11 protein-coding genes are annotated in these 25131 nt (G+C 74.4%); 7 read left to right on the top strand and 4 right to left on the bottom strand.

The genetic code is table 11. The annotated features are described in order from the left end of the window. Positions 1 to 23: 23 nt before the first annotated feature. The 6 genes from ABD901_RS25535 to ABD901_RS25510 are packed head-to-tail and all read left to right on the top strand — an operon-like array spanning position 24 to position 17296. Positions 24 to 11267 (top strand): WXG100-like domain-containing protein, encoded by an 11244-nt coding sequence (locus ABD901_RS25535; protein ID WP_345129832.1) that lies wholly within the window; start codon positions 24 to 26, stop codon positions 11265 to 11267. Position 11268: 1 nt separating this feature from the next. After that, positions 11269 to 12381, top strand: a complete 1113-nt coding sequence (locus tag ABD901_RS25530) for a hypothetical protein (RefSeq protein WP_345129829.1) — start codon at positions 11269 to 11271, stop codon at positions 12379 to 12381. A 24-nt stretch (positions 12382 to 12405) separates the two neighbouring features. Beyond that, positions 12406 to 13851, top strand: a complete 1446-nt coding sequence (locus ABD901_RS25525; protein WP_345129828.1) for a hypothetical protein — start codon at positions 12406 to 12408, stop codon at positions 13849 to 13851. Further along, entirely contained in the window at positions 13851 to 14939 is a 1089-nt protein-coding gene (locus tag ABD901_RS25520) for an SMI1/KNR4 family protein (RefSeq protein WP_345129827.1), read from the top strand. The genes ABD901_RS25525 and ABD901_RS25520 overlap by 1 nt, the downstream gene beginning before the upstream one ends. Before the next feature lie 57 nt (positions 14940 to 14996). Next, positions 14997 to 16256, top strand: coding sequence for a S8 family serine peptidase (locus ABD901_RS25515; RefSeq protein ID WP_345129826.1), 1260 nt, complete (start codon positions 14997 to 14999; stop codon positions 16254 to 16256). Further along, on the top strand, positions 16253 to 17296 hold the full coding sequence (locus tag ABD901_RS25510; RefSeq protein ID WP_345129823.1) for an SMI1/KNR4 family protein: 1044 nt from the start codon (positions 16253 to 16255) through the stop codon (positions 17294 to 17296). The genes ABD901_RS25515 and ABD901_RS25510 overlap by 4 nt, the downstream gene beginning before the upstream one ends. 61 nt (positions 17297 to 17357) lie before the next feature. Here the strand turns inward: ABD901_RS25510 and ABD901_RS25505 are convergent, their stop codons facing one another. The 4 genes from ABD901_RS25505 to eccD all read right to left on the bottom strand — a co-directional run bounded on the left by ABD901_RS25505 (position 17358) and on the right by eccD (position 20970). Then, positions 17358 to 17651 (bottom strand): WXG100 family type VII secretion target, encoded by a 294-nt coding sequence (locus ABD901_RS25505; protein ID WP_345129821.1) that lies wholly within the window; start codon positions 17649 to 17651, stop codon positions 17358 to 17360. Between the two features lie 25 nt (positions 17652 to 17676). Next, a complete protein-coding gene (locus ABD901_RS25500; RefSeq protein ID WP_345129819.1) occupies positions 17677 to 18024 on the bottom strand; it encodes a WXG100 family type VII secretion target in 348 nt (115 codons plus the stop codon). A gap of 155 nt (positions 18025 to 18179) precedes the next feature. After that, a complete protein-coding gene (gene eccB / locus ABD901_RS25495; protein WP_345129817.1) occupies positions 18180 to 19565 on the bottom strand; it encodes a type VII secretion protein EccB in 1386 nt (461 codons plus the stop codon). Position 19566: 1 nt separating this feature from the next. After that, positions 19567 to 20970, bottom strand: coding sequence for a type VII secretion integral membrane protein EccD (eccD, locus tag ABD901_RS25490; protein WP_345129815.1), 1404 nt, complete (start codon positions 20968 to 20970; stop codon positions 19567 to 19569). Between the two features lie 140 nt (positions 20971 to 21110). Between eccD and eccCa the strand changes: the two genes are divergently transcribed. Then, entirely contained in the window at positions 21111 to 25091 is a 3981-nt protein-coding gene (gene eccCa, locus ABD901_RS25485) for a type VII secretion protein EccCa (RefSeq protein ID WP_345129812.1), read from the top strand. The last annotated feature ends 40 nt before the right edge of the window (positions 25092 to 25131 follow it).

The raw sequence follows: 25131 nt of genomic DNA, 5'->3' as shown, positions 1-25131 counted from the left end.
AGCACACCGGGGGAGGCAGGGCTTTGCCGCAGGACCACCTGTTCGCGGAGATTCTCGACGCCTTCGCCCAACTCGAGAAGTGGATCCCGGGCTGCGGCACGTGGCCGGTCGACCTCATGATCGGCAAGCTGCCCGACGCCAACCCGGCCGACATCTACCGCCTCGCCGACGCGTGGGGCGAGGCGGCGACGCGGCTCACCGACTACTACTACGACGTCCAGCACAGCGCCGACCCGATCACCGACAACTGGCAGGGCGACGGCGCCCCGATGGCGTTCAACATGGCGTGGAACCAGCACCTGCAGGACGTCGCCGACGTCGCGCAGTCGATGGGCGCCATGCAGATGATCGTGCAGAACTACGGTCTCGAGCTGGAGACCGAAGAGTTCTTCATCGCCTTCACGCTCATCACGCTGCTCGTCCAGGCGATCATCGCCATCGTCAGCGCGTTCTTCAGCGGCGGCATCTCCCTCGGCGGCCTCGGCGCGGCGTACGCGGCCGCGCGAATAGGCATCAAGGAGGCCTTCGAGGCCTGCATGCGCGCGCTCGTGCGGCTCGGCGAGATGCTCGCCACCGGCGAGCTCAAGAAGGTGCTGTCACGCACCGCGATCAAGGACTTCCTCAAGGTCGCCGGGCGCGACCTCGCCGGGCGCGGCGCCGCCGCGCTGCGCAACGCGCCGAGGGCCCTCGGCACCGCCGTGAAGGACGGCGTCAAGGAGCTCGGCCCGCGCCGGATCCTGGCCCGCGCCGCCGCCGACCGGGCCGCCGCGCAGTTCCGCCGCGACATCATGCGCTCGGTGCTGCGAAAGGAGCTGCGCAAGCAGCTCATGGAGGTCGGCACCAAGGCCGAGGCGAAGGCCGCGATCCGAGCGCTGGACAAGGCCGCCGCCGAGCTCGGCCAGCGCATGGCCGCGGATCTGCGCAACCAGCTCTTCGAGAAGTTCGCCGGCCGCAGCGCGGCCCGCCTGGGCGGGCGGGAGCTCGCGCACCTCGGCGAGCACGAGGCCTTCCGCATCGCGGAGCACTACGGCGAGCGCGGGCTGGCCAACACCACCCGCGGCATGCTCGACACGTTCATCGAGCGCCAGCTCGAGCGCACCACGATGCTGGGCACCGCGGGCCGCTACGTCGGGGAGCTCGCCTTCGCCGGCGCCAAGTTCATGGGCGGCGTCGACTTCGGTGCGCAGGCCTTCGAGCTCGTCACCGGCGAGCGCAGCTCCATCGACATGCAGGAGGTCGCGTTCTCGCTCGGCCAGGGCGCGCTCATGGGCGGCGGCATGTTCGGCCACGGCGTGCTCGGCAAGATGGTCACCGGCGGCTTCGCCGGCGTCGCCACCGCCGCGGCCACCGACGGCGCGCAGCTCGCGATCGCCACGATCAAGGGCGAGAAGGCCGACATCCACTGGGGCGACGACATGTGGCGCGGCGCCCGCGACGGCGTGCGCATGGGCCTCGTGTTCAGCGCGCCGCACGCGCTGGCCGGCGCCGCCACCCACGTCGTGCCGCACTTCGGCGAGCGCCCTGGCGGCCACCAGACCTTCGCGCTCAACGACTCCCGCCTCGGCACCAACGTCTGGACCGGCGACACCCGCACCGGCGCCGGCGGCTACACCAGCGAGCACGGCGGCATCGGCTGGCGGCTCGCCGACGGCTCCTTCGTCCACCTCGGCTCCGACGGCTCCGTCATCGCCTCGCACCGCGCCGGCGGCGAGCCCACCGGCGGCGGCCCGACCCGCGACGGCGGCGGCTCGCGCACGTCGGTCATCGAGCGCCCGACCCCCACGCGGAGCGTCGAGGGTGGCGGCGGCGGCCCGCGCAGCACCGAGCGCGCCCTGCCGCCGGGCCATGGCGAGGGCGGCGCCGACCACACCCAGACGACCCACACATCGACCGACCACACATCAACCGACCGCACATCAACCGACCGCACATCGACGGTCGACCACACCCAGACCGACCGCACCTCCACCGACCACACGTCGACCGACCACACATCGCCCGACCGAACGCAGACCGATCGCACGCAGACCGACCACACGTCGACCGGCGACCGCGGCGATCACACCCAGACGGACCGGACCCAAACGGACCAAACCCAAACGGACCGGACCCAAGCTGACCATACGCGGACGGATCGTGCGCAAACCGATCACGCCGGGACGACCGAGCGCGACCACTCGCAGACCACGGACCGCACCAACGACGCCGACCGGACTACCGACCGCACGAACGACGGCGACGGCACGCAGACCGTGGACCGCACGCAGACGGACCATCGCCCGGCGGAGCAGCCGCGCGCCGAGCAGCCGCGGACCGAGGTGCGCGACGAGCAGGTCGCCGCGCGGCACCCGCAGGCCACGCACGAGCGGCCACCGGTGCGCACGCACGCCGAGGAGGTCCTCGCCCGCGTCGACGACACCCGCACGCCGGAGGCACTGCGCGCCGAGCAGCAGACCCACCTGGGCGAGCCGGAGGCGGGGCGGCCGGGGCACACGGTCGAGCACGTCGAGCGGCAGATGCAGGATCTTGCGGTACAAGGGAGGGAGTCGACCCTCGACGGGCACGCCGAGCCGTCCGGGCCGGGTCCCGAGGCGAGGATGCCGGAGCACCCCGACGGCGGCACGCACTGGGTGAGCGCGGCCGGCGGGCACTCCGCGGACCCGCACGACTTCCCGCGCCGGCTCTTCGGCGACGTGCTGGACGCCCGCGTGCCCGGCGGCCTGGCCGGCGCCGAGCCGCACGTCGTGCGGGAGCACGCGCACGAGCTCGCGCAGCAGATCATGGCCGCCGACGACGGCACGCGGCGCATCGACACGGTCCAGAAGCTGCGCGAATACGTTCGCAGCGAGCTCGGCGTGACGGACGCCGCCGGCACCCGCGTCGACCGCACCCGGGTCGAGCAGGCCGCCGACCGGGCCGCCGAGCACGCCCGCAACCGCGGCCCCGAGACCGACCGCACCGCCGTCGAACGCGACCGCCAGCGCGAACACGAGCCCGAGCAGCAACGCGACCGCGGGCCCGAGCACGAGGCCCAGCAGCGCGACCACCAGCCCGAGCGCGAGCGGCAGCAGGAACACGAAGGCCAACAGCGCGACCACGAGGGCCAACGCGACCACGAAGGCCAACGCGACCACGAGAGCCAGCGCGACCACGAAGGCCAGCAGCACGAGCAGCAGACGCACGAGCCCGTGCACACGCCGGGGCGCGAGCCGGTCGAGGTGCGCTTCGCCGAGGACCCGGTGCCCCGCGAGCACACGGTCGAGCGGCGGTTCATGGCGCTCGACCAGTCCAGCGGGCACTGGCGCCTGGTCACCGAGCGCGCCACGATGCACTGGAACGAGGCGGAGTTCGAGCGGCTGCCGCTGGAGCACATGGAGGGCGGCATCGACGGGCCCGCCGCCCGCGAGGCCGCGCACCGCGCCGCCCAGCATCTCGCCGAGCACGAGTACTCCCGGCTCGTCGACGCGACCAACCGGTGGGCCAACGGCGAGGGCCCGGTCGAGGACATCGGCAAGGTCGGCGGCATGTCGGCCGCCGTCGTGCTGCACGACGGGCGCATCGTCGCGGCGACGAGCATGCGCGAGACCACGCACCAGGAGTTCCACGACACCGGCCTCACCAACGCCGAGTGGGAGGGCCTGGGTGCGCGGCGCCAGGCCGAGATCCGGGGCGACTTCCACCCGACGCGCGCGATGGCCGACCGAGCCGTCATGGGCGAGCAGGTGGGCGGGCCCCGCCACCCGCTGGTGCTGCACGAGCTCAACGAGATCCCGCGCCAGCTGCGCTCGCTGACGCACGGCAAGTGCGCCGAGCCGTCCACGCTGAGCAAGGTCGCCCGGATGGTCGAGGCCGACTTCGCCCGCGAGGTCGAGGCGAACGGCGGCCACCCGCGGCCGGGCAGCCGGGAGTACGACGACGCGCTGCGCCAGCGGTTCCACGACACCGTCCGCGACGGTCAGATGGCCAGCCATCGCAACGAGGGCGAGCCGATCGACCGCTCGGAGCAGCTGCCCTGCGCCAGCGACGACCAGCTGCTCGGCCGGCTCGGGCTGCGCTCGGACTACGTCGACCACGCGATCGCGCAGGCGCACATCGACCCGGAGCGCCGGCTCGTCGTCCTGGCCGAGCAGGGCGACCTCCTGCGCGACTACGGCATGCGGCTGCCGGACCTCGGCCCCGACACCGTCGTCGTGGTCATGCACGGCGACGTCGACGGCCGTTCGATCACCGCCCGGATCGGCGGCATGGACGCCACCGGCGCCGAGGTCGCCCGCGTGCTCAACCGCATCATGGCCGAGCACCCGGAGCAGTTCGGCGGCGACCGGCGCATCGTGCTCGTCACGTGCGAGGCCGGCGTCGAGGCCGCGAACGCCGGCTTCCGCGGGCAGACGACGTCGCTGGCCGAGCAGGTGGCGGAGCGCACCGGCCGCACGGTGATCGCCGCGCGGGGCGAGGTCCTCGTCAGCGAGCACGGCGGCGTCGACACCCGCAGCCACCAGCCGGTACCGGACCACGCGGTGGACTCGCGGCCCCGGTTCTCCGAGCCGCAGCGGCCGGGCTGGGTCGAGGTCACGCCGACGCACGACCGCCAGGGCAACATCAACGGCGCGCGCACCCGCGACCTCACCGCGGACGAGGCCCCGTTCCGCGAGCACGCCGACCACCCGGTCGAGGGCCACCAGGTCCGCGCCGACCAGCCCGCGCACGGGCCCGCGCATCCGCCGGCCAACTCGGCAATCGAGGGCACCCGGCACGTCCCCGAGGGCACGAGGCTGCGGCTGAATGAGGACACCGCGTACATCATCGCGGCCGAGGAGACGCACCCCGGCGACTTCGGCGGCGGCGTGCGCGGCCTGGTCCGCGACAACGGCATGCTGCGCGTGGACCTGGCGGGCGAGCGCCCGCACTACTTCCGCGTCGAGGTCGCCGACGGCATGCACGACGTGTCGGTCAGCACCGTCCACACCGGACAGCCGCACGACCCGCACGTCATCCGCATCAGCGAGATGACCGACGGCTACGAGGTCCCCCGCGTCTGGCTCCACGAGATCACCAAGACCCTGGACCAGGCCGCACCCTGGTGGCACCAGGAGCAGCAGCCGCACGGCCTCATGGACCGGATGGCCGCCGAGACGCACGCACCGCAGGCGCGCAGCCACGACCCGTACGTCAACGGCCGCCTCGCCGAGCGCAACCACCTGCTGCGCCAGCTCGGCGACGAGCGCCAGTCGTGGCAGCACGACGAGCTCAGGCAGGACCTGCGCGGCCTGGATCGCGACCTGGCCGAGCACGGCCACGACCCGCACCGGCTCGAACAGGTCGAGGACCCCACCGGGCCCGAGCACGACCCGCACGACGCGCACTGGAACGAGCCGCGCTGGGTCCGCGAAGGACGCCCGCCCTCGATCGACGAGCTCATCCCGCAGACCAAGGCCGAGTCCCAGCGCTGGGCCGGCGCCATCGCCGAGCACGTGCGGCCGCTGTTCGAGCGGTACGAGTTCGGCGGCTTCCACATGCGCCTCGAGCACGACCTGCCGATCGTCGCCCACCGCGACTCCCTGCAGATCCGCCTGGAGGCCGTGCGCCCCGGCCTCGACGGCGGCCGGGCCGGGCACATGTCGTTCACCCTGCGCCGCCTCGAGGACGGCACCCTCGTCGCGCACCACGACCACCTCGGCCTGACCGACACCGGCGAGCGCGGGCGCGGCTTCTACCACCAGCTCAACCAGCACCTCGAAGGCTGGTACCGCTACTCCGGCGTCGACCGCGTCGAGCTGCACGCGGCGGAGTCGGCCGGCGGGTACGTCCACGCGCGCGAAGGCGTCGACTGGGCCAACCCGGGCGCGGCGAACAAGATGCTCAACCGGCTGCAGGCCCAGGTGGACCGCCTCGCCGGCGAGGCCGCGGCCGTCCAGCACTTCATCTACGTGGACCGCTCGACGCAGGTCGGCCACCTCGCGCACGAGTACCGCGCCACCGACGCGCACCAGCTGTACTGGGAGATCGAGCGGCAGCGCGCGGCCGGCCAGGCGGTCCTCGACCGGGCGGCGAACCACCCGTACGGAAGCGACGAGTTCCCGACGCCGAAGGACATCGCCGACGCGGGCCGCCCGCTCGACGGCGACACCGGCCCGGAGCGGATGTGGGGCGGCAAGCGTGCCCTGCTGGGCGGCGCCTGGATGGGCGCCAAGCACATCAGCGACGGCGGGCCCCGCTTCACCCGCGCCGAGCAGGTGACCGCAGGCGCGGTGGAGCACTCCCCGACGTTCCACGCGCACGCCCGGCCGCACCCCGAGCCCGCCGTCGTCGCCGACCACGGCCACCGCGCCCTCGCCGGCGCGATGCAGCGCCAGCCGGAGCACGCGCCGCTGCGCGATGCCCGGGTCGAGCTCACCAGCGCCTCACCGCACCAGCGGGACTGGCCCGGCAACGCCGTCGCGCGCAGCGTCCCGATCGACGCCGCCGGCCGCGACCTGCCGCACGGCACCGTGCCCCCGGAGGGCGGCGGCTACCGCATCGAGATCTCCGACCGCGCCGCCGACGCCGCCATCGATCGCGCCGTCGTCCACGAGGTCGCCGAGACCAACGAGATCCTGACCCGCCACCACAACGGCGAGCCGATCCACGTCCCCGACGCCCTGCGGCCCGGCGCGCACGACCCCGGCGCGCGGCTCAGCCCGCACGACGTCGGCCGCCTCGCCGAGCGGAGCCTGCTGCAGGAGCAGGCCGGCGACCACACGCTGTCCCCGGCCCAGCGCGCGCACGCCGCGCACGAGCTGGGCCTGCTCGACGAGCACCTCGGCCTCACCGGACACGACGAGGCGACGGCCGCCCGGCACGCGCTCGTCGAGGCGCACCAGCGCCCCGCCGACGCCGGCAGCGGGCACCCGCCGGCCAACTCCGCGATCGAGGGCACCCGGCACGTCCCCAACGGCACGCGCCTGCGGTTGGACGAGCACACGGCGTACGTCATCGCGGCCGAGGAAACGCACCCGGGTGACTTCGGCGGCGGCGTGCGCGGCCTGGTCCGCGACAACGGCCTGCTGCGCGTGGACCTGGCGGGCGAGCGCCCGCACTACTTCCGCGTCGAGGTCGCCGACGGCATGCACGACGTGTCGGTCAGCACCGTCCACACCGGACAGCCGCACGACCCGCACGTCATCCGCATCAGCGAGATGACCGACGGCTACGAGGTACCGCGGGTCTGGCTCCACGAGGTCACCAAGACCCTCGACCAGACCGCGCCCTGGTGGCGCCGCGAACAGGGCCTCGTGGACCGCATGGGCACCGAGACACACGACCCCTATGTCAACGCCCGCCTCGCCGAACGCAACCACCTGCTGCGCCAGCTCGGCGACGAGCGCCAGGCCTGGCAGCACGAGGAACTGCGCCAAGACCTCCGCGGCCTCGACCGCGACCTCGCCGAGCACGGCTACGACCCACACCGGCTCGAACAGGTCGAGGACCCGACCGGACCGGCGCACGACCCGCACGACGCGCACTGGAACGAGCCGCGCTGGGTCCGCGAGGGACGCCCGCCGTCCGTCGACGAGGTCGTCCCGCAGACGAAGGCGGAGGCCCAGCGCTGGTCGGGGGCGATCGCCGAGCACGTGCGGCCGCTGTTCGAGCGGTACGAGTTCGGCGGCTTCCGCATGCGCCTCGAGCACGACCTGCCCGTCGTCGCCCACCGCGACTCCCTGCAGATCCGCCTCGAAGCCGTGCGCCCCGACGGCACCAACGCCGGGCACATGTCGTTCACGATGACCCGCGACGAGGGCGGCCGGCTCGCCGTGCACCACGACCACGTCGGCATCACCCTCGACGGCGAGCACGGGCGCGGCTTCTACCGCCAGCTCAACCAGCACCTCGAAGGCTGGTACCGCTACTCCGGCGTCGACCGCGTCGACCTGCACGCCGCCGCCGAGGCCGGCGGCTACGTCCACGCCCGCGAGGGCGTCGACTGGGCCAACCCCGGCGCGGCGGACAAGATGCTCTCCCGGCTGCAGGACCAGGTGCACCGGCTGGCCCGGGACGCCGAGGCCGTGCACCGGTTCATCTACGTCGACCGCTCCACGCCGATCGGCCACCTGGCGCACGAGTACCGCGCCAACGAGGCATTCCAGCTGTACCACGAAATCGAACGCCAACGGCTGGCCGGCCAGGCCGTCCTGGACCGCGCACGCAGCCACCCCTTCGGCAGCCGCGAGTTCCCGACGCCCAAGGACATCGCCGACGCCGGCCGCCCGCTGGACGGCGACACCGGGCGCGACCGGATGTGGGCCGGCAAGCGTGCCCTGCTCGGCGGCGCCTGGCACGGCTCGAAGCACATCAGCTCCGACGGGCCCCGCTTCGCCCGCGGCGGCGAGCAGATCACCGCGTCGTCGGTGCACCGGTCCGAGACGTTCCACGGCTACGCCCGGCCGCGCCCCGAGCCGGCCGAGGTGGCCCACCAGGGCCGGCAGGCGCTCGGCGACGCGCTGCACCGCCAGGCGCAGGACGCACCGCTGCGCGACGCCCGGGTCGAGCTCACCAGCGTCTCGCCCGAGCGGCGGGACTGGCCCGGCGACGCGGTCGCGCGCAGCATCCCGGTCGACGCCGCCGGCCGCGACCTGCCGCACGGCACGGTGCCGCCCGAGGGCGGCGGCTACCGCATCGAGCTGTCCGACCGGGCCGCGGACCCGGCGATCGAACGGGCCGTCGTCCACGAGGTCGCCGAGACCAACGAGATCCTCGCCCGCCACCGCAACGGCGAGCCGATCGACACCCCCGACGCGCTGCGCCCGGGCGCGCACGACCCCGGCGCGCGGCTCAGCCCGCACGACGTGGGCCGGCTCGCCGAGCGGCGGCTGCTGCAGGAGCAGGCCGGCGACCACGAGCTGTCGCGGCGCGAGCGCGCGTCGGCCCGCCACGAGCTGGAGCTGCTCGACGACCACCTCGGGCTCACCGGCCACGACGAGGCCACCCTCGCCCGGCGGGCGCTGGTCGAGGAGCACACGAGCCACCTGCCGCCCGAGCCGGACCGGGCCGCGGTGCCGCACCGGCTCGACGCGCCGTTCCGGTTCGAGGAGATGTACCGCGACCCGCTCTGGCAGCACGACGCCACGCGGTTCGAGCAGGAGGTCGGCGCGCACTTCTTCAACGACGCGCGGACGCAGGAGGCCGCCCGGGACGCGGTGCGCCGGCTGCGCGACGTGCTGACCGACCTCGCCGTGGCCGCCGACCCGCACGAGAGCCCGGCCGTGCTGCGCGAGCGGGTCGAGTCGGCGTTCGTGCGCGACGACAAGCCCGACAGCGCCGGGCAGGTCGGCACCCACGTCCGCCTCGACGAGCTGCTCGAGCACGGCAACCTGCGCGAGCTGATGACGGCGTTCTACAACGCGGCGTACTTCAACTACGAAAACCCCGGGACCCTCTCGCACTCGCTGATCGGCGTCATCGACCACGACCGATGGGCGGCCGCCCGCGAGGCCGGGGTGAACGTCGCCGAGCTTCGCGACGTCGAGCGGCAGCTGGACCACCCGGCCCGGCGGGTGGCCGGGGTGTTGCTGCCCGATCAGTTCTTCCGCGACCCGTTCGCCACCGGCAACGTCGCCTCGCGCTCCGGCCACATCGTCCGCGACTTCGGCGAGCTGTACCGTAGCCAGAAGGCCCGCGAGAACCGGCTGCTGGATGAGCAGGAGCGGCTCGGGCTGATCCACACGGCCGAGGACTACGAGCGGCTCGGTGTTCCGCTCGGTGTGTTCGAGCGCGCGTTCGTCGAGTCGTACGTCGAGTCGCGGGCCGAGGGGCCCTTCACCGACCGCACGCCGCTGCCGTGGCGGGAGGGCCTGACCGCGCACGACACCACCGACAGCCGCTGGGCGCGTTCGGTGGCCGAGCGCGGCCTGCTGCCCGTTGACGGCGTCTCGGGCACCACCGCCCGGATGCTCACCGCGGCCAAGCTCATCGGGCTCGACCACGCGCAGACCGAGCACTTCCTGGACGCGCTCATGGGCTGGATGCTGCCCGGCCGGGACCACTCGCTGTTCGAGATCATGCGCGGCGCCGAGGTGGCCCGGGTGCTGCACGCGGCGCCCGCCGCCGAGCGTTTCGACCCCGCGCACATGTACCGCGAGATCCCCCACATCGACGCGGCCGACCTGCGGGCCCATGTGGCCCCCGACGGGCTGGTGCCGCACGAGGCCCGCTACTACGAGCACGCGATCGACCCGGCCGGCTTCTCCGAGACCCAGCACAAGGTGCAGGACATCGCCGGGCACCTGTGGCCGCAGCTGCGCAGCGGGCACGTCACCGACCCGATGCTGGATCACTGGCTGCGCGAGAACGGGATCGACCCGGCCGACAGCGCGGCGGTGCAGGCGCTGGCCGACCGGCTCACCGAGCCCCATGTCATGGCGCTGGCGGTGTACACCCGGCACAGCCACTATCTGATCAACAACATCGTGCGCACGGAGATGTTCACCCACTCCGACCGGATGGTCGAGGCGCGCTTCAACGCCAAGGTCGACCAGCTCGTGCGCAACTACCTGGACAACCTCGCGCAGGACGTCCGGCCGCTGCCGCTGCCCCTGGCGCTGCGCCCGGTCGTGCACGCCGACACCGGCCATCTCACCTCTGAGTCGGCCCTCGGCGCCGACGCGCAGCGCTGGGTCGACGCGCGGCGCGAGCAGCACGAGTGGAAGCAGCGCGCCGACGAGCTGCGCCGCGAGGGCCGCATCGTCGACGCGCAGGAGGCGAAGCTGCGGGCGCACGACGCCGAGCGCGACCGCCGCGCCGCCGAGCTGGCGCTGCGCCGGCAGCTGCGGGCCGTCGGGCCGGAGCTGCTGCGCGAGATGCGCTGGCACGCCGACATGGTCCAGGACGCGATGATGCAGCTGCCGACGGTCGGCACGCCGGACCACCCGGTGATCGTGTTCCGCGGCGACTGGCGCACCCCGGTGTACTCCCCCATCTACGGCGCCGAGTGGTCGCCGCACGGCATGGCGCGGGAGTTCCTCAGCACCAGCCGCCAGCTCGACGTCGCGGTACGGTTCATGAGCGAGAACCCGGCCGCCGGCCAGAAGGTCCTCGTCGTGTTCAAGCTGACCGGCCACAACGCCCGCGACATCTCGGTCTTCTCCTCGTTCAACACCGACGGCGAGGTGGTCCTGCCGCCCGGCTCGGCGATCGAGCGGGTCGACGACCCGGCGCTCGCCGCCCAGGTCCGGTCGCAACTGCCGGAGTACTGGCAGGATCGGTGCGACATCATCGTCATGACGGAGAGGTGACATGGCCGGCGAGCCAACCGACGAGGCGTGGACGGTGCTGTCCGGGCTGCACCGGGTCCTGCTGCACCTGGCCGGCCGGATGCCCGACGACTGGATGACCACGACCCGCGCGATGCTCGGCGGCGGCGAGCTCGGCTACATGCCCGACATGATCAGCGGCGGCGCGGCCGGCCTCGGCGTCGCCCTGCCGGCCGAGGACATCGCGCTGCTGCGGCGGGTGCAGGCCGACTACGCCGGGCCCGAGGAGCCGGCCGGGCTGGAGCTGGTGCCCGTCGCCGCGCAGCTGCCGCCGACCGGCTACCGGTTCGCCCCCGCGCGCACCGGCGAGGCCCCGGAGCCCGACGAGCACGACGACTCCGCCGTCGCGCTCAACCTCGACCCCGTCGTGGCGGCGGTCGCCCGCGCCTGGCGCACCGGCCCGGACGGCGGCGCACCCACGCGCGTCTTCCTCGTCGAGGTGGACCCGGGCGCGGAGGCCTGGACCGTCGGGCACGACCTGGCCGGGATGCTCGACTGGTCGCCGGAGCGGCCGGTGCCGCAGATCGAGGTGTACTGGACCGGGGAGCCCCTGCCGCCGTACCACGTCGCCGCGCTCGCCGGCGCCCTGCCGCTGTGGCGCCGCGAGGGCGGCCCCGCCCCGGCCGACCCGGGCCTCGAGCTGGTCGAGCGGCTCGTCGACGCGGCGCTGCGGCGCGACCTCGACGGGCTGCGCCGCGCCATCGACTGGCCGCTGACCGGCGCGCCCCGGGTCGCGGCGCGGCTGGCCGAGGTCGAGCCGGCCGAGCGCGACGAGTGGGCGGGTGACATGGTCCCGCGGCTGTTCACCGCGGGCGACACCGTCGAGGGCGTGCTCCAGGTGCTGCGCCAGGTCGTGGTCCTCGTCGGCGACGACCCGACGGTCCACCGGCCCGACGCCGAGGAGGCCCGCGAGGTCCTCGACCGGCTGCTGGTCCCGGCCGTGCCCGGGCTCGGCGGCGAACCGGCCGCGCGCCTGGCCGAGCTCGCCCGGCGCGCCGAGGCCCTGTCGGAGGTGTACCTGGTGCGCGGCGGGCCGACGCTGCTGCCCCTGGTGTGGGCGCCGGACACCGATCGGCTGGTCCTGGTCTATGAGTGAGCAAGTCCATGAGTGAGCAAGTCCATGAGTGAGCAGAACGGCGGGCCGAACATGAGCGAGGAGCGGCAGCGCCGCCTGGCGGCCCTGCGGGCCTGGCACGCCGAGTGGGCCGAGAAGTGGGGCGTCGACGCCTCGCCGTACGAGGGGCAGAGCCTCGCGGACTTCGACGCGCGCATCACGCCGGAGGCCGAGGCCGACTACCAGCGCCACGCCGACGAGATCATGGGCGTCACGCGGCCCGAGCCCGAGCCGCTGCGCATCCCGGAGGGAATGGGGCCGATCCCCATCGTGCCGGTGCCGCTCGAGCAGGCGCCGCCCGCGGCCGCCGACGCGCCGCTGGCCCGCACCCCGTCCGAGGCGCTGTTCTACCTCGAGCTGCAGCCGTGCCCGCGCTGCGGCGAGCGGCGGACCGCGTGGTCCTCGGCGCTGTCCCGCCTCGACGGGGGCACCCTGGCCGAGCGGTACTTCGGGGCGTGCGGCAACTGCGGCGAGCAGCGCGAGTACGTCTTCCGCCTCCCGGAGCGCCACCTGCCGCGACCGGCCGGCGCCGACGTGTTCTACGGCGGGCCCGAACCCTCGCAGCTGTTCGACCCCGGCCAGTGGCTGGGCATGGCGGACCCGCTGCTCGAGCAGATCCGGGCCGACATCGCCGCCGGCGACACCGCGGCCGCCAGGCAGCACACCGAGGTGGCGTGGGTGCACATCGACGAGGCGCTGAAGTTCGTGCCCGACGGCGCCGACGCGGTCCCCGAGTCCGCGTTCTGGACCGAGGCCGGGCGCGAGCGGTACCGCCGCGACCCGCGCCGCTTCACCCGGCGCCGGCTGCTGCTCCTGCAGGAGATGCTGCGTACGGACGTCGGCGCGCCGTCCTGGGCGTCCGCGCCGGACGCGCCGGGCACGCCCGGCGGGATCGCCCGGCCGCCGCTGGCGCGCACCAGCGCCGAGGCGCACCTGTACCTCGACCTGCAGCCGTGCGTCTGCGGCGCGACCCGCGCGCAGTGGCGCAGCCAGGTCCGCGGGCTCGACGGCGACCTCGCGCGCGAGTACGAGGCCAGCTGCCCGCAGTGCGGCCGCGACCGCCGCTTCGTGTTCCGCCTGCCGCAGGAGCCGCCCGCGCCGTCCCGCGAGGGCGCGGACTTCAGCTACGGCGACGGGCCGCACTCGGAGCTGATCGACCCCGGCCAGTGGCTGGGCGAGTCCGACCGGCTCGCCCGCTCGGTGCCGATGCTGCCGGCCGGCGCCGACGCGGCGCAGCGCGAGCGCTTCCGCTTCGCCATCGGGCGGGCCGCGGCGGCGCTGAGCGAGGCGGCCCGGTTCGCGCCGCCGGGCGCGTCCGCGGTGCCCGAGGAGGCGTGCTTCACCGAGGCGGGCCGGGCCCTCTTCCGCGCCGAGCCGGGCCGGTTCCGGCTCGACCGGCTGGCCGCCGTACGAGGGAGCTATCTGCAGTTGCTGGAACTGGCGGAGCGCTGATGGAGCGCGTGTGGCCGGGGACGCAGTATGCGCTGCGGCTGGTGAACTTCGGCTCGCCGCTGGTCCGCCAGCGCCACGACCGCGGCGTGCTCGTCAACCCGCAGGGCTTCCCGGACTGGGAGTTCCACGCCCGCGCGCTGGTGCGCCTCGGCGACCCGCCCGCCGGGCTCACCGTGGACGAGATCCGGGTCGTCGACGTGCTGGCGGCCAACGCGGTGCTGCGCCGGGACGGCACCGACCCGCTGTTTGAGGGCGACGACGGCGACGTGCCGCGCACGCCGCAGGGCTGGACGTGGGCGCACCTCGGCGGCCGGCGCGAGGTGGCGCTGGTGCCGATCGAGCTGCACGCGTCGTTCCGGCACGCCGGCGGCGTCAGCACGCTGCCGCTGGACCGGTCCGTGCGCGGGCTGCGGGTCGACCTCGAGCCGGTGTGGGCCGGCGTGGCGCCCGACATCCAGCAGGTGCCCGCCGACGTCATGGCCGAGCTCGAGCAGGCGCTGGGCTATGGGCTGCCGCCGCGGTACCGCGGGTTCCTCGCGCAGACCAACGGCGCGGCGCCGCGCGAGCCGGGCGTCATGCCGGGCTTCGGGTTCGTCGCCGACCAGCGCTTCTACGGCCTCGCCCGCCCCGACCCGGCGCAGGACCTGATCGTCGCCAACCAGTACACCGGCGACCGCTTCACCGAGGAGTTCCTCGGCATCGGCTGGGTGCAGGGCGGCACGGTCGCGGTCAAGGTCCACGGCGAGGACATCGACTCCATCTGGTACTTCGACGACGACGACGACCGGGCCGACGCGCGCGACGACGCGGCCGGGGTCGCCGCCCGCCTGCTGCACCGCTGCGCCGACTCGATCGAGCAGTTCTGGAACCGCCTCGACCGGCCGGCCCAGCCGCTGCTCGCCGCCGCGGCCGACCTCGCGAGCTCCGGGCGGGCGGCCCAGGCGCGCCCGGACGGGCTGGGCGAGTCGCTGCCGCCGAGCCACCGCGCGCCGTGGCAGCCGCCGCGGGTGCCGGACGAGGAGTACTTCTCCGACCCGGCGATCCGGCTCATGCTGCTGCGCCAGGACGAGCCCGCCGAACCGGCCTGATCGCGGCGCATGCGTACCACGTATCGTCGCTTGCGAGGCGACCTGAAGGACGGTGGCGTGAACATCCAGTGGTACCCGCGGCGGTATGCCCGGCTCGGCGCGGCCGCGGCGGCCCTCGCCATGCTGGCGGCCCCGACGGCGGCGGCGCTGGTGTGGCCGGGCACGGCCGCCGCGGCGCCCAACTGCGCCGACCCGGGCACCACCGCCAAGCAGACCAACTGGGCCCGGCCCGCGCTGGCCCTCGACCGCGTCACGCCCCTGAGCAGCGGCGCCGGCCAGAAGATCGCCGTGCTCAGCACCGGCGTCGACGGCCAGCACGCCCAGCTACGCGGCCGGGTCGACGCCGGCGCCAGCGTGGTGCCGGGCGTGCCCGGCGCGGGCAACACCGACTGCAGCGGCCTCGGCACCCAGGTCGCGGGCGCCGTCGCGGGCGGCCAGCTCGGCGACACCGGCGTCATCGGCGTGGCACCCAACGCGCGGATCGTGCCCATCCGCGTCGCCGACCAGCGCGCCGGCAGCGAGGTGAGCCCGGCCGTCCTCGCCGCGGGCATCAACGCCGCCGTGAACGCCAAGGTCGACGTCATCTGCGTGCCGGTGGTCGCCTACACCGACAGCGAGGAGCTCGAGGCGGCGGTGCGGGCGGCGATCGCGGCCGGCATCCCGGTGGTCGCCGCGTCCGGCGACCCGCCCGGCCAGGACAACCCGAAGCCGTATCCGGCGTCCTCGCCCGGCGTGATCGCGGTGACGGCGCTGAACGCCGCCGGCGCCGTGGTCGCCCGCGCCGGCTCCGGCGACTTCGTCACGCTCGGCGCGCCGGGCGCCGCCGTCGTCACCCTGCAGACCGGCAGCGGCCTGGTCGTGGTCGACGGCACCGGCGTCGCCGCCGGCTACGTCGCCGGCGCGGTGGCGCTGCTGCAGGCCAAGAACGCCAAGTTGTCGCCGGCGGCGGTCGAGCGGCAGCTCACCGGCACCGCGACGCCGACGCAGCCGACGTCGCGGAACAAAGCGCTCGCCGGCATGGTCAACCCGTACCGCGCTCTGAGCGAGACGCTAGTGCTGACCTCGGGCGCGCCGATGCCCGGCTACGAGCCGCCGCCGGCGGCGAAGACCGACCCGGCCAAGGCGCGGGCGCGCGACCGGGCGCTGATCGTCGCGGCCGGCGCCCTCGGGGTCGCGGTCCTCGTCGGCATGGTCGCGATCGGGCTGCGCACCGGGCGGCGCCGCTCGTGGCGGCCGATGCTGGCGCCGCCGCCGATGGAGCCGAACGACTCCGTCGAGGCCATGGCGCCGGTGCTGCTCTTCGAGGAACAGCGGTGAGCGAACCGGACCATCCGCCGGTGCGCGACCTGCCCATTCCCGGCGCCAGGTATGCGCTCACGGTCTTCCACCCGCCCGCACCGGTGATGCGGATCCGCTACCGCGACGGCGTCGTCGTCGGCGGGCACGGCTTCCCGGTGTGGACGCCCTACGCCCGGGCCGTCGTGGAGCTGCCCGACCCGCCGGCCGGCCGCGGCGTCGACGAGATGCGCGTGCTGGACGTGCTGGCGGCCAACGCGGCCCTCGCCGCCGCGGGCTCGCCGATGGCCGCGCCGGACCGGGCCACCCCGCACGGCTGGGTGTGGGCGCACCTGGGCATGACCCGGCGGATCGCGCTCGTCCCGGCCGACCTGCACGCGAGCTTCGCCCACCTCGGCGGCGTGTCGACCATGCGCGCCGAGCGGGCCCGCCGCGGCGTCGACACGGCGGGCGCGCCGGGCGTCGGCGCGCTCAGCCGGGTGCGGCTGCCGGAGAGCGGGCTCGCCCGGGTCGAGGAGTCACTCGGCTACCGTCTCCCCGAGGCGTACCGCGAGTTCCTGCTGGAGACCAACGGCGCCCGCCCCGAGTTCCCGGCGGTGCACCCGGGCTTCGGGTTCGTCGCCGACCAGTACCTCTTCGGCTTCGCCCGCGAGGACTGGATGCAGGACCCGGTCTACGTCGGCGGCTGGTTCGCCGACCGCCTGACCCGGGAGTTCCTGGTGGCGGGCCACGTGCAGGGCGGCCAGATCGCCGTGAAGGTCCGCGGCGACGATTCGGGTTCCGTCTGGTACCTCGACGACGACGATCCCCGTGACGCGGACACGTTCGACGCGGAGTACCGCTGCGCGCACCTGCTGCACCGGCTCGCCGACGACTTCGCGCAGTTCTGGGCGCAGCTTCGGGTCGTGCCCTACTGGCTGCACCGCCTGGCCGCCGAGCTCGTCGAGCAGGGCCGCGTGCGGCTGGTGACGGACGAGCCCGCCGGCGCCTCCCTGCCGCGCAGCCTGCGGCCGATGGAGCGCTCGCACGAGCCGCCCGCCCTCGTGCCCAACACGGGTTGAAACGGCGCTCGGCCGGCGCCCACCGCGTTCGGTGAGTGCCGGCCGAGCAACGTCGCCGGCGTCAGAACCGGGCGGCGGCAGCGGCGTCGGCCTGCTGCATGTTCACAGCGGCGTTGCCGACCTTCTGCGACAGCGTCTGCAGCGTCGTCGCCATCTGGTCGGCGTTGCTGTGCCACTTCTGGCTGCAGCCCTGGAACGCGTCCGCACCGGCACCCGACCAGCCGTTGGCCAGCAGGTTGTTGAAGGTGCGGTCGACCTCACTGAGGTGCTCGTTCATCTGCGTCACGAAGGCCGTGATCGAGCCCGACAGCGAGTTGATGCCATTGAAGTCGTAAACCAGATCGTCGTTGGCCATCTCGTTCTCCTCTCCGCTGTCCCGCTCAGCCGCGCAGCTGGTTCGCGACAGGACCCAGACCCGGGTTGTACTCGTTGGCCACCTTGGCGATCTCCGCCGACGCGTCCGCGTCCGTGCTGCCGAACAACGCGTTGGACTGGCTGACGTTGCCCGCCATGGTGTTGAGGGCCTCGAGGATGTTGCGCAGCTCCTGGCCCAGCTGGGCCGAGGTGTTCTGGAAGCTGTTGCCAGCGCCACCCTGGAAGATCGCCGCCTGGGTCTCGATCTCGTTCAGCAGCCGCGTCAGGTTGAGGGCGATGCCCTCGCCCGCCTGCGTCGCGACGTTCGCCGCGTTGTTCAGCATCTCGGGCGTTACCCGAGTCGGTCCTGCCACTACTCTCACCCCGTCTCTCAGTTGCGACCGGCCAGGGTCCCGGCTGCGTCGGACCGTGTGTCCGGGCAACATATGGCCGACCGTCGTTTGCACGGCCCAATCCCGAGGCTACCAAGCAGCGCAAGTTTCCGCGCTATCGCGGGCTTCGATGAACGTCACTTCGCATTCAGCGGTGCCGCCGCGCTCGCCGCGCCGCGATTGAGCGCCGGGCCGGCCGGGATCCGCACGAGCAGCGCGGCGGGCACCCGCGTCGCGGCGTCCGGGTTGTAGCCGAGGAACGCCACGTCGTCCTTGGAGGCCACCGGGAAGCGGATGCCGGTGTCCGTGACCAGCGACCAGCCGCCGATCGGGAAGCCTGGCGTCGGCTCGCTGACCACGAGCGCGGCCTTGCCGGACGGCACCGCGACCAGGTCGGCCAGCGCGCCGCCGGAGGCGGTGCGCCCGCGCGTGGGCACGCCTTCGAGGTCGCCGGCCGGGCCGAGCGACACCGCCGCCGTGCCGGACTCGCCGTACTCGAGGCAGACCTGGTCGCCGGCGCCGGGCGCGGTCAGGTGCGGCGGCTTCAGCGGCGGCGCCTGCGGCCCCGTGACGGCCGGCAGCGCGTTGGAGCGCCTCGCCTTGTCGGCGTTGCCGAGGTCGACCTGGACCGGGTTGCCGCCGGCCTTGACCGCGATGTCCTTCTGCAGCTCGGTGAGCGGCGCGAGGCCGTCGTCGAACACGAGGTAGTACAGCGGACCGGACCCGGTCTGCGCGACGAGGACCTCGCCGTTGTTGTGGTTCGGCAGCGCCGCACTCTTGGCGCCCGCGTTGGGCACCTGGATGTCCTTGATGTCCGCTCCGGCCGGCAGGCTCTCCAGCAGCGCGCTGCCGATCGGGGTGCTGGGCGCCGCGGCGAAGAGGGACGAAAGGACCGCCTTTTCCACGCGGTACCGATATCCGTGCCAGATCAGCGCGAGTGCGCCCGAGCTGTCGGTGGCGAGGATGCCGTCGTCGGCGGGCAGCGCCTTGGTCCCCGAGGCCGGGCGGCCGGCGGTGAGCTGCACGACGGTCGCGCCGCCGCCGTTGCCGGTGCGGTTCTGCACCGAGCAGACGGTCCACGGCATGCCGGTCAGGTGCTTGGCGTCGGGCACCGAGTTGGGCGCGCCGGCGATGCCGACGGGCGCGGTGCGCGGCATGTCGCCGAGCGAGTTGGCGGCGACGCTCTTGACCAGCGGCGGGGCGTGCCCGGCGGCCAGCAGCGCGGAGGCGTAGTTGAGCGTCGGGTGCAGCGCGCCCTCGGAGTAGACGAAGGTCGCGCCGCTCTCCTTCTCGACCACGACCGTGCCGTCGACCTTCCAGCTGTTGCCGCCGGTCTTGGTCAGGATGCCGTACACGCCGAAGGCGGCGGCCACCAGCACGGTGACCATGCCGCCGATGAGCATCGCACCGCCGCCGCGGCGCAGCGGCGACTGTGCCGGGTCGGTCTCGCGCATCACGAACGCGGAGACCACACGCTGGCTGCGGAACTGGTACGACTGCAGCTGGTCGCGGCGGGATGCCATGTCAGCCCACCGAGGAGAACATGCCCTGGACGGTCTGGAACACGCCCAGCACCCAGCAGGCGAGCGGGATCAGCGACATGAGCGTGAGCACGTCCAGCACATCGGCGATGCGCCCGAGATACGGCGAAGGGCTGCGCCTGCTGTACCGCAACGTCGCGCTCAGCACCACCGCCGCCACCACGAGCACCACGGCGAGCAGCAGCACCCGGCCCGAGCCCGGGTCGGTGTGCCGCATCCAGCCGAAACCGGCGACCGTGAGAATGATCACCGCGCCGATCAGCAGCGGCAGGCGCTGTGCGGCGGTCGGGAAGAGCCGCCCGCGCAGCAGCAGCGCGGCCGTGCCGACCAGGGCGAGCACGATGCCGCCCACGCCGGCGTCGGACAGCAGCACCACGCCGGCGAGCACGCCGACCACCGCGGTGGCCACGAGGCCGCCGGTGAGCAGCTCCGTGGCCCGGGAGACGGCCGCGAAGACGCCGGCCCGCTCGGGCAGCGGCGCGTCCTCGAGGATCTCCTCCGGCCGCTGCGGCAGCGCCGGCAGCGGGATGCGCCCCATGGAGCTGGCCAGCAGCGGCTGGGCCGGCAGCAGGCCGAGCGTCAAGGTGAGCACGATGGCGGCGGAGCTGCCGGCCGAGGCGCCGGCCAGGCAGATCAGGCCGCCCGCGACGCCGCCGAGCCCGACGCCGAGGCCGGCGACGAAGATGCGGGCCAGCGCCGCCACACCGACCATCGCGATCGCGCTGGCGAGGATCAGCGCGGCGCCGCCGGCGACGACCTGCGCGCTGTCGAGGTGCCCGGCCGCCTGCCCGCTGGGCGCGGTGACGAGCGCACCGCCGAGCGCGGCGTAGAGCAGGGCGTAACCGGCGACCACGGCCCCCGCGACCGCGTCGCCGCCGACCCGCGCGAGGAACACGCCGGACAGCACCAGCACGCCCGCGGCGCCGAGGCCGATGCCGCCGGGCAGCAGCCACGGCGAGCCGGCGATGGCGAGCAGGACCGCGCCGAGCACGAGGATCGCGCCGACGGCCGCCAGGCCGAAGCGGCGGGTCGCCGCGCCGCCCCACGAGCGGCCGGTGCGCCGCGCGGAACTGGCGATCACCTCGACCACGTCGTCGTAGGCCGGCTCCGGCCAGTTCAGCCGGCGCGGGGCCAGGTGCAGCAGCTCGCCGTCGCGAACGGACTGACTGGCCAGATCACTGTCGGCGTCGAGCTCGCCACCGGACGTGCGCCGCAGCGTCCAGCCGCCGTGCGCCTCGCCAGCGTCGGCGATCTCCACGCCGGCGTGTCGAAGCAGATGCGGCAGCAGGTCGGCGACGAGGATGTGGTCCGGGAGCGCGACATCGACGCGGCGATGCGGGGTCGACACGGTCACCCGGGTCAGACCCACTCCCACCGGGGCAGTCACCAGCTCCACCTCTCCACGGTCGGCGTCCGCGCAACCCGGGGTGCCCGGCGGTGCCGGGTGGCCGGCGGATGAGGCGCCCAACCTAACATGGCGCTGGTCTAGCATAGGCGCCGGCATATTTCGGGGGAGGCGGTGACCGGGTGGGTCAGATCGTTGTCCGGCGGCTGCCGCGCCGTCCGGCGCCGGCAATGCCGACCGGGGAGATCGTGCTCGACTCGCCCCCCGACCTGCCCGCCGCGGGCGGCAAGGGGTGGGGCCGGCTCCTCATGATCATGCCCATGGCGGCCGGTGGCGCGGCGATGGGCCTCATGATGGGCGCACAGCGCGGCGGCCCGCTGTCCTATGTGGCCGGCGGCATGTACGGCGTGTCGATGCTCGGCATGATCGCCAGCCAGATCTCCACGATGGGCGGCACGCAGAGCAAGCGCGACATGGCCGAGGCCCGGCGGCAGTATCTGCGCCGCCTGAGCCAGCAGCGCGCCCAGGTGCTCACCGCGATCCGCCGCCAGCGCGAGGCGCTGGGCTACCGGCACCCGGACCCGGAGTCGCTGTGGTCCACGGCGTCCAGCGGCCGGCTGTGGGAGCGCCGCCGCCGCGACTCCGACTTCGGCGTGGTCCGGGTCGGGCGCGGCCCGCAGGAGCTCGCCACCCCGCTGGTGCCGCCGCAGACCCGCCCGGTCGACGAGCTCGAGCCGCTGTGCGCGGCCGCGCTGCGCAAGTTCGTGGCGACGTACTCCGTCGTGCCCGACCTGCCCGTCGCCATCGCCCTGCGCGACTTCGCCCACGTCTATGTCCGGGGCCAGGCTCGCCGCGCGCGGGCCAACGTCCGCGCGATGCTCGCCCAACTCGCCACGTTCCACGCGCCCGACGACCTCGTGATCGCCTTCTGCGTCGGCGACAATGTGCGCAGCGAGTGGGACTGGGCGAAGTGGCTGCCGCACGCCCAGCACTCGGCCAAGACCGACGCGGTCGGCCCGGTGCGGCTGTTCTCGCCGAGCATCACGGCGCTGGAGGCCACGCTCGACGACGTGCTGGGCGACCGGGGCCGGTTCAACCCGTCCGCCGCGGGCGGCTCGCGCCAGCAGGTGGTCGTCGTCATCGACGGCGGCTCCACCAGCGGCTCCGACCACCTGATGACCGACGGCGGCATGGAGGGCGTGACCCTCATCGACCTGTCCAACCCGCCGCCGCGGCTGCTCGACGACGCCTCCGTGCTGCTGGACATCGCCGAGGACGGCACCGTCACCGGCACCACGCTGGACGGCAGCACCCAGGTCGGCGTCGCCGACGAGCTGAGCCGCCAGCGGGCCGATGCGCTCAGCCGCGAGCTGTCTCCGCTGCGGCTGTCCGCCGCCTCCGTCGCCGAGCAGACCGGCGTCGCCACCGACCTGGGCCTGGCCGAGCTGCTCGATCTCGGCGACCCGTTCGAGGTCGACCTGGCCGACATGTGGGCCGGCCGGCCGACCCGCGACCGGCTGCGGGTGCCGATCGGCGTCAACGAGCAGGGCCGCCAGATCGAGCTGGACCTCAAGGAGTCGGCGCTGGACGGCATGGGCCCGCACGGCCTGCTCGTCGGCGCCACCGGCTCCGGCAAGTCGGAGCTGCTGCGCACGCTCGTGCTCGCCCTGGCGATCACGCACAGCCCCGAGATCCTCAACTTCGTCCTCGTCGACTTCAAGGGCGGCGCGACCTTCGCCACGCTCGACCGGCTGCCGCACACCAGCGCGATGATCACCAACCTGGAGGAGGAGCTCTCGCTGGTCGACCGCATGCTCGGCGCGATCTCCGGCGAGCTGACCCGCCGCCAGGAGCTGCTGCGCCGGGCCGGCAACTTCGCCTCGCAGCGCGACTACGAGCGCGCGCGGCTGTCGGGCATCCCGCTCGCACCGCTGCCGAGCCTGCTGATCATCGTCGACGAGTTCAGCGAGATGCTCGCCGTGCGACCGGACTTCATCGAGATGTTCGTGCAGATCGGCCGCGTCGGCCGGTCGCTGGGCATCCACCTGCTGCTGGCCTCGCAGCGCCTCGAGGAGGGGCGGCTGCGCGGGCTGGAGACGCACCTGTCGTACCGCATCGGCCTGCGCACGTTCTCGTCCATGGAGAGCCGCGCGGTGCTCGGCGTGGCCGACGCCTACGAGCTGCCCCGGCTGCCCGGCCACGGCTACATCAAGGCGGGCGTCGAGGGCCTGATCCGGTTCAAGGCGGCGTACGTCTCCGGCCGCTACCGCCGGGGCGGGCGCGCCCGCCTGGCCGACAGCCCGAGCGTCGACCCGGTCCGCGCGTTCTCGACCTGGTATGCCGCGCCCGCCGGCGAGGCCGCCAAGGAGCTGGAGGACGCCGCGGTCGAGGCGCCGCAGGAGCCGGTGGAGGAGGTCGTGCGCGGCGACAGCCTGCTCGACATCCTGGTCGACCGGATGGACGGCCAGGGCGTGCCGGCGCACCAGGTGTGGCTGCCCCCGCTGTCCGACCCGACCACGCTCGACGAGCTGGTCACCGGCCTCAACGCGACCCCGGATCGCGGCCTCACCGCCGGCGACCCGGCCCTGCACGGCAACCTGCACGCGGTGGTCGGCATCGTCGACCGCCCGTTCGAGCAGCGCCGCGACCCGATGTGGCTGGACATGTCCGCCGGCTCCGGCAACCTCCTGGTCGTCGGCGGCCCGCAGAGCGGCAAGAGTACCCTGCTGCGCACGATGATGGCCTCGCTGGCGCTGACGCACACCCCGCGCGAGGCCCAGTTCTACTGCCTCGACTTCGGCGGCGGCTCGATCGCCACCCTGCGCGACCTGCCGCACGTCGGCGGGGTCGCCTTCCGCCGCGAGGTCGACAAGGTCCGCCGCACCGTCGCCGAGCTGTACCTGCTGCTGCAGCAGCGCGAGACGCAGTTCGCCGACTGGGGCGTCGACGGCGTCGCGTCCTACCGCCGCATGAAGCGCGAGGGCCGCCTCCCCGACGAGCTGCTCGGCGACGTGTTCCTGGTCGTCGACGGCTGGAGCACCGTCCGCACCGACTTCGAGGAGCTCGAGCCGCAGCTGACCGAGCTGGCCGGCCGCGGCCTGGGCTTCGGCATCCACGTGGTGGCCGCGGCCACCCGCTGGATGGAGGTCCGCCCCGCCATCCGCGACCTGTTCGGTACCAAGGTCGAGCTGCGCCTGGGCGAGCCGTCCGACTCGGTGATCAACCGCCGCGCGGCCGTCAACGTCCCCGAGGCGCCCGGCCACGGCCTCACGCCCGAGGGCCTGCACTTCCTGGGCGCGCTGCCGCGCGTCGACGGCCACTCGTCCAGCGAGGACCTGACCACCGGCCAGGCGGCCCTGGTCGCCGCCGTGCGCGACTGCTGGCCCGGCCAGCCCACGCCCCCGGTGCGCCTGCTGCCCGACCAGCTGCCGTACGAGTCGCTGCCGCAGCGCCCCCACTCGGGCCGCGGCGGCTTCACGATCGGCCTGGCCGAGGCGGACCTGTCCCCCGTGGTCCTGGACTTCGACGCCGAGCCGCACGCCCTGCTCTTCGGCGACGTGGAGTGCGGCAAGAGCTCGTTCCTGCGCGGCCTGGCCCGCAGCGTCGCGACGGCCTACGAACCGGCGCAGGCCCGCCTCATGATCATCGACTACCGCCGCAGCCTCCTGGGCGTGGCCAGCCCCGAGCACCTGCTCGGCTACGGCACGTCGGCCCAGGTCACGCAGGGCCTCATCGACCAGGTCGTGGCGGTCATGAAGGAGCGCCTCCCCGGCCCCGACGTGACGCCGGAGCAGCTGCGCACCCGCAGCTGGTGGCGCGGCCCGCAGCTCTACGTCCTGGTGGACGACTACGACCTGGTGGCGTCGGGCCAGCCCAACCCGCTGATGCCCCTGCTGGACTTCCTGGCACAGGGCCGCGACATCGGCCTGCACCTGATCCTGGCGCGCCGCGCGGGCGGCGCCGCCCGCGCGGTCTTCGACCCGGTGATCGCCCGGATCCGCGAGCTCGCCTCGCCGGGCATCCTGATGTCGGGCCCGCGCGAGGAGGGCGCGCTCTTCGGCCAGGTCAAGCCGCGCCCGCTGCCGCCGGGCCGGGCCCAGCTCATCACGCGCCGGGAGGGCAACCGCCTGATCCAGCTGGCCTGGAGCCCGCCGGCCGGCTGATCTCCTCGACGACGTCGCGCGGCACGGGTACGGTCTCCCG

This window comes from Dactylosporangium darangshiense, from assembly GCF_039537565.1.
In the GTDB taxonomy this organism is placed as follows: Bacteria; Actinomycetota; Actinomycetes; order Mycobacteriales; family Micromonosporaceae; genus Dactylosporangium; species Dactylosporangium darangshiense.
Note: the sequence above shows the minus strand (reverse complement) of the source record. Positions and strands in the feature narration are given on the sequence as shown.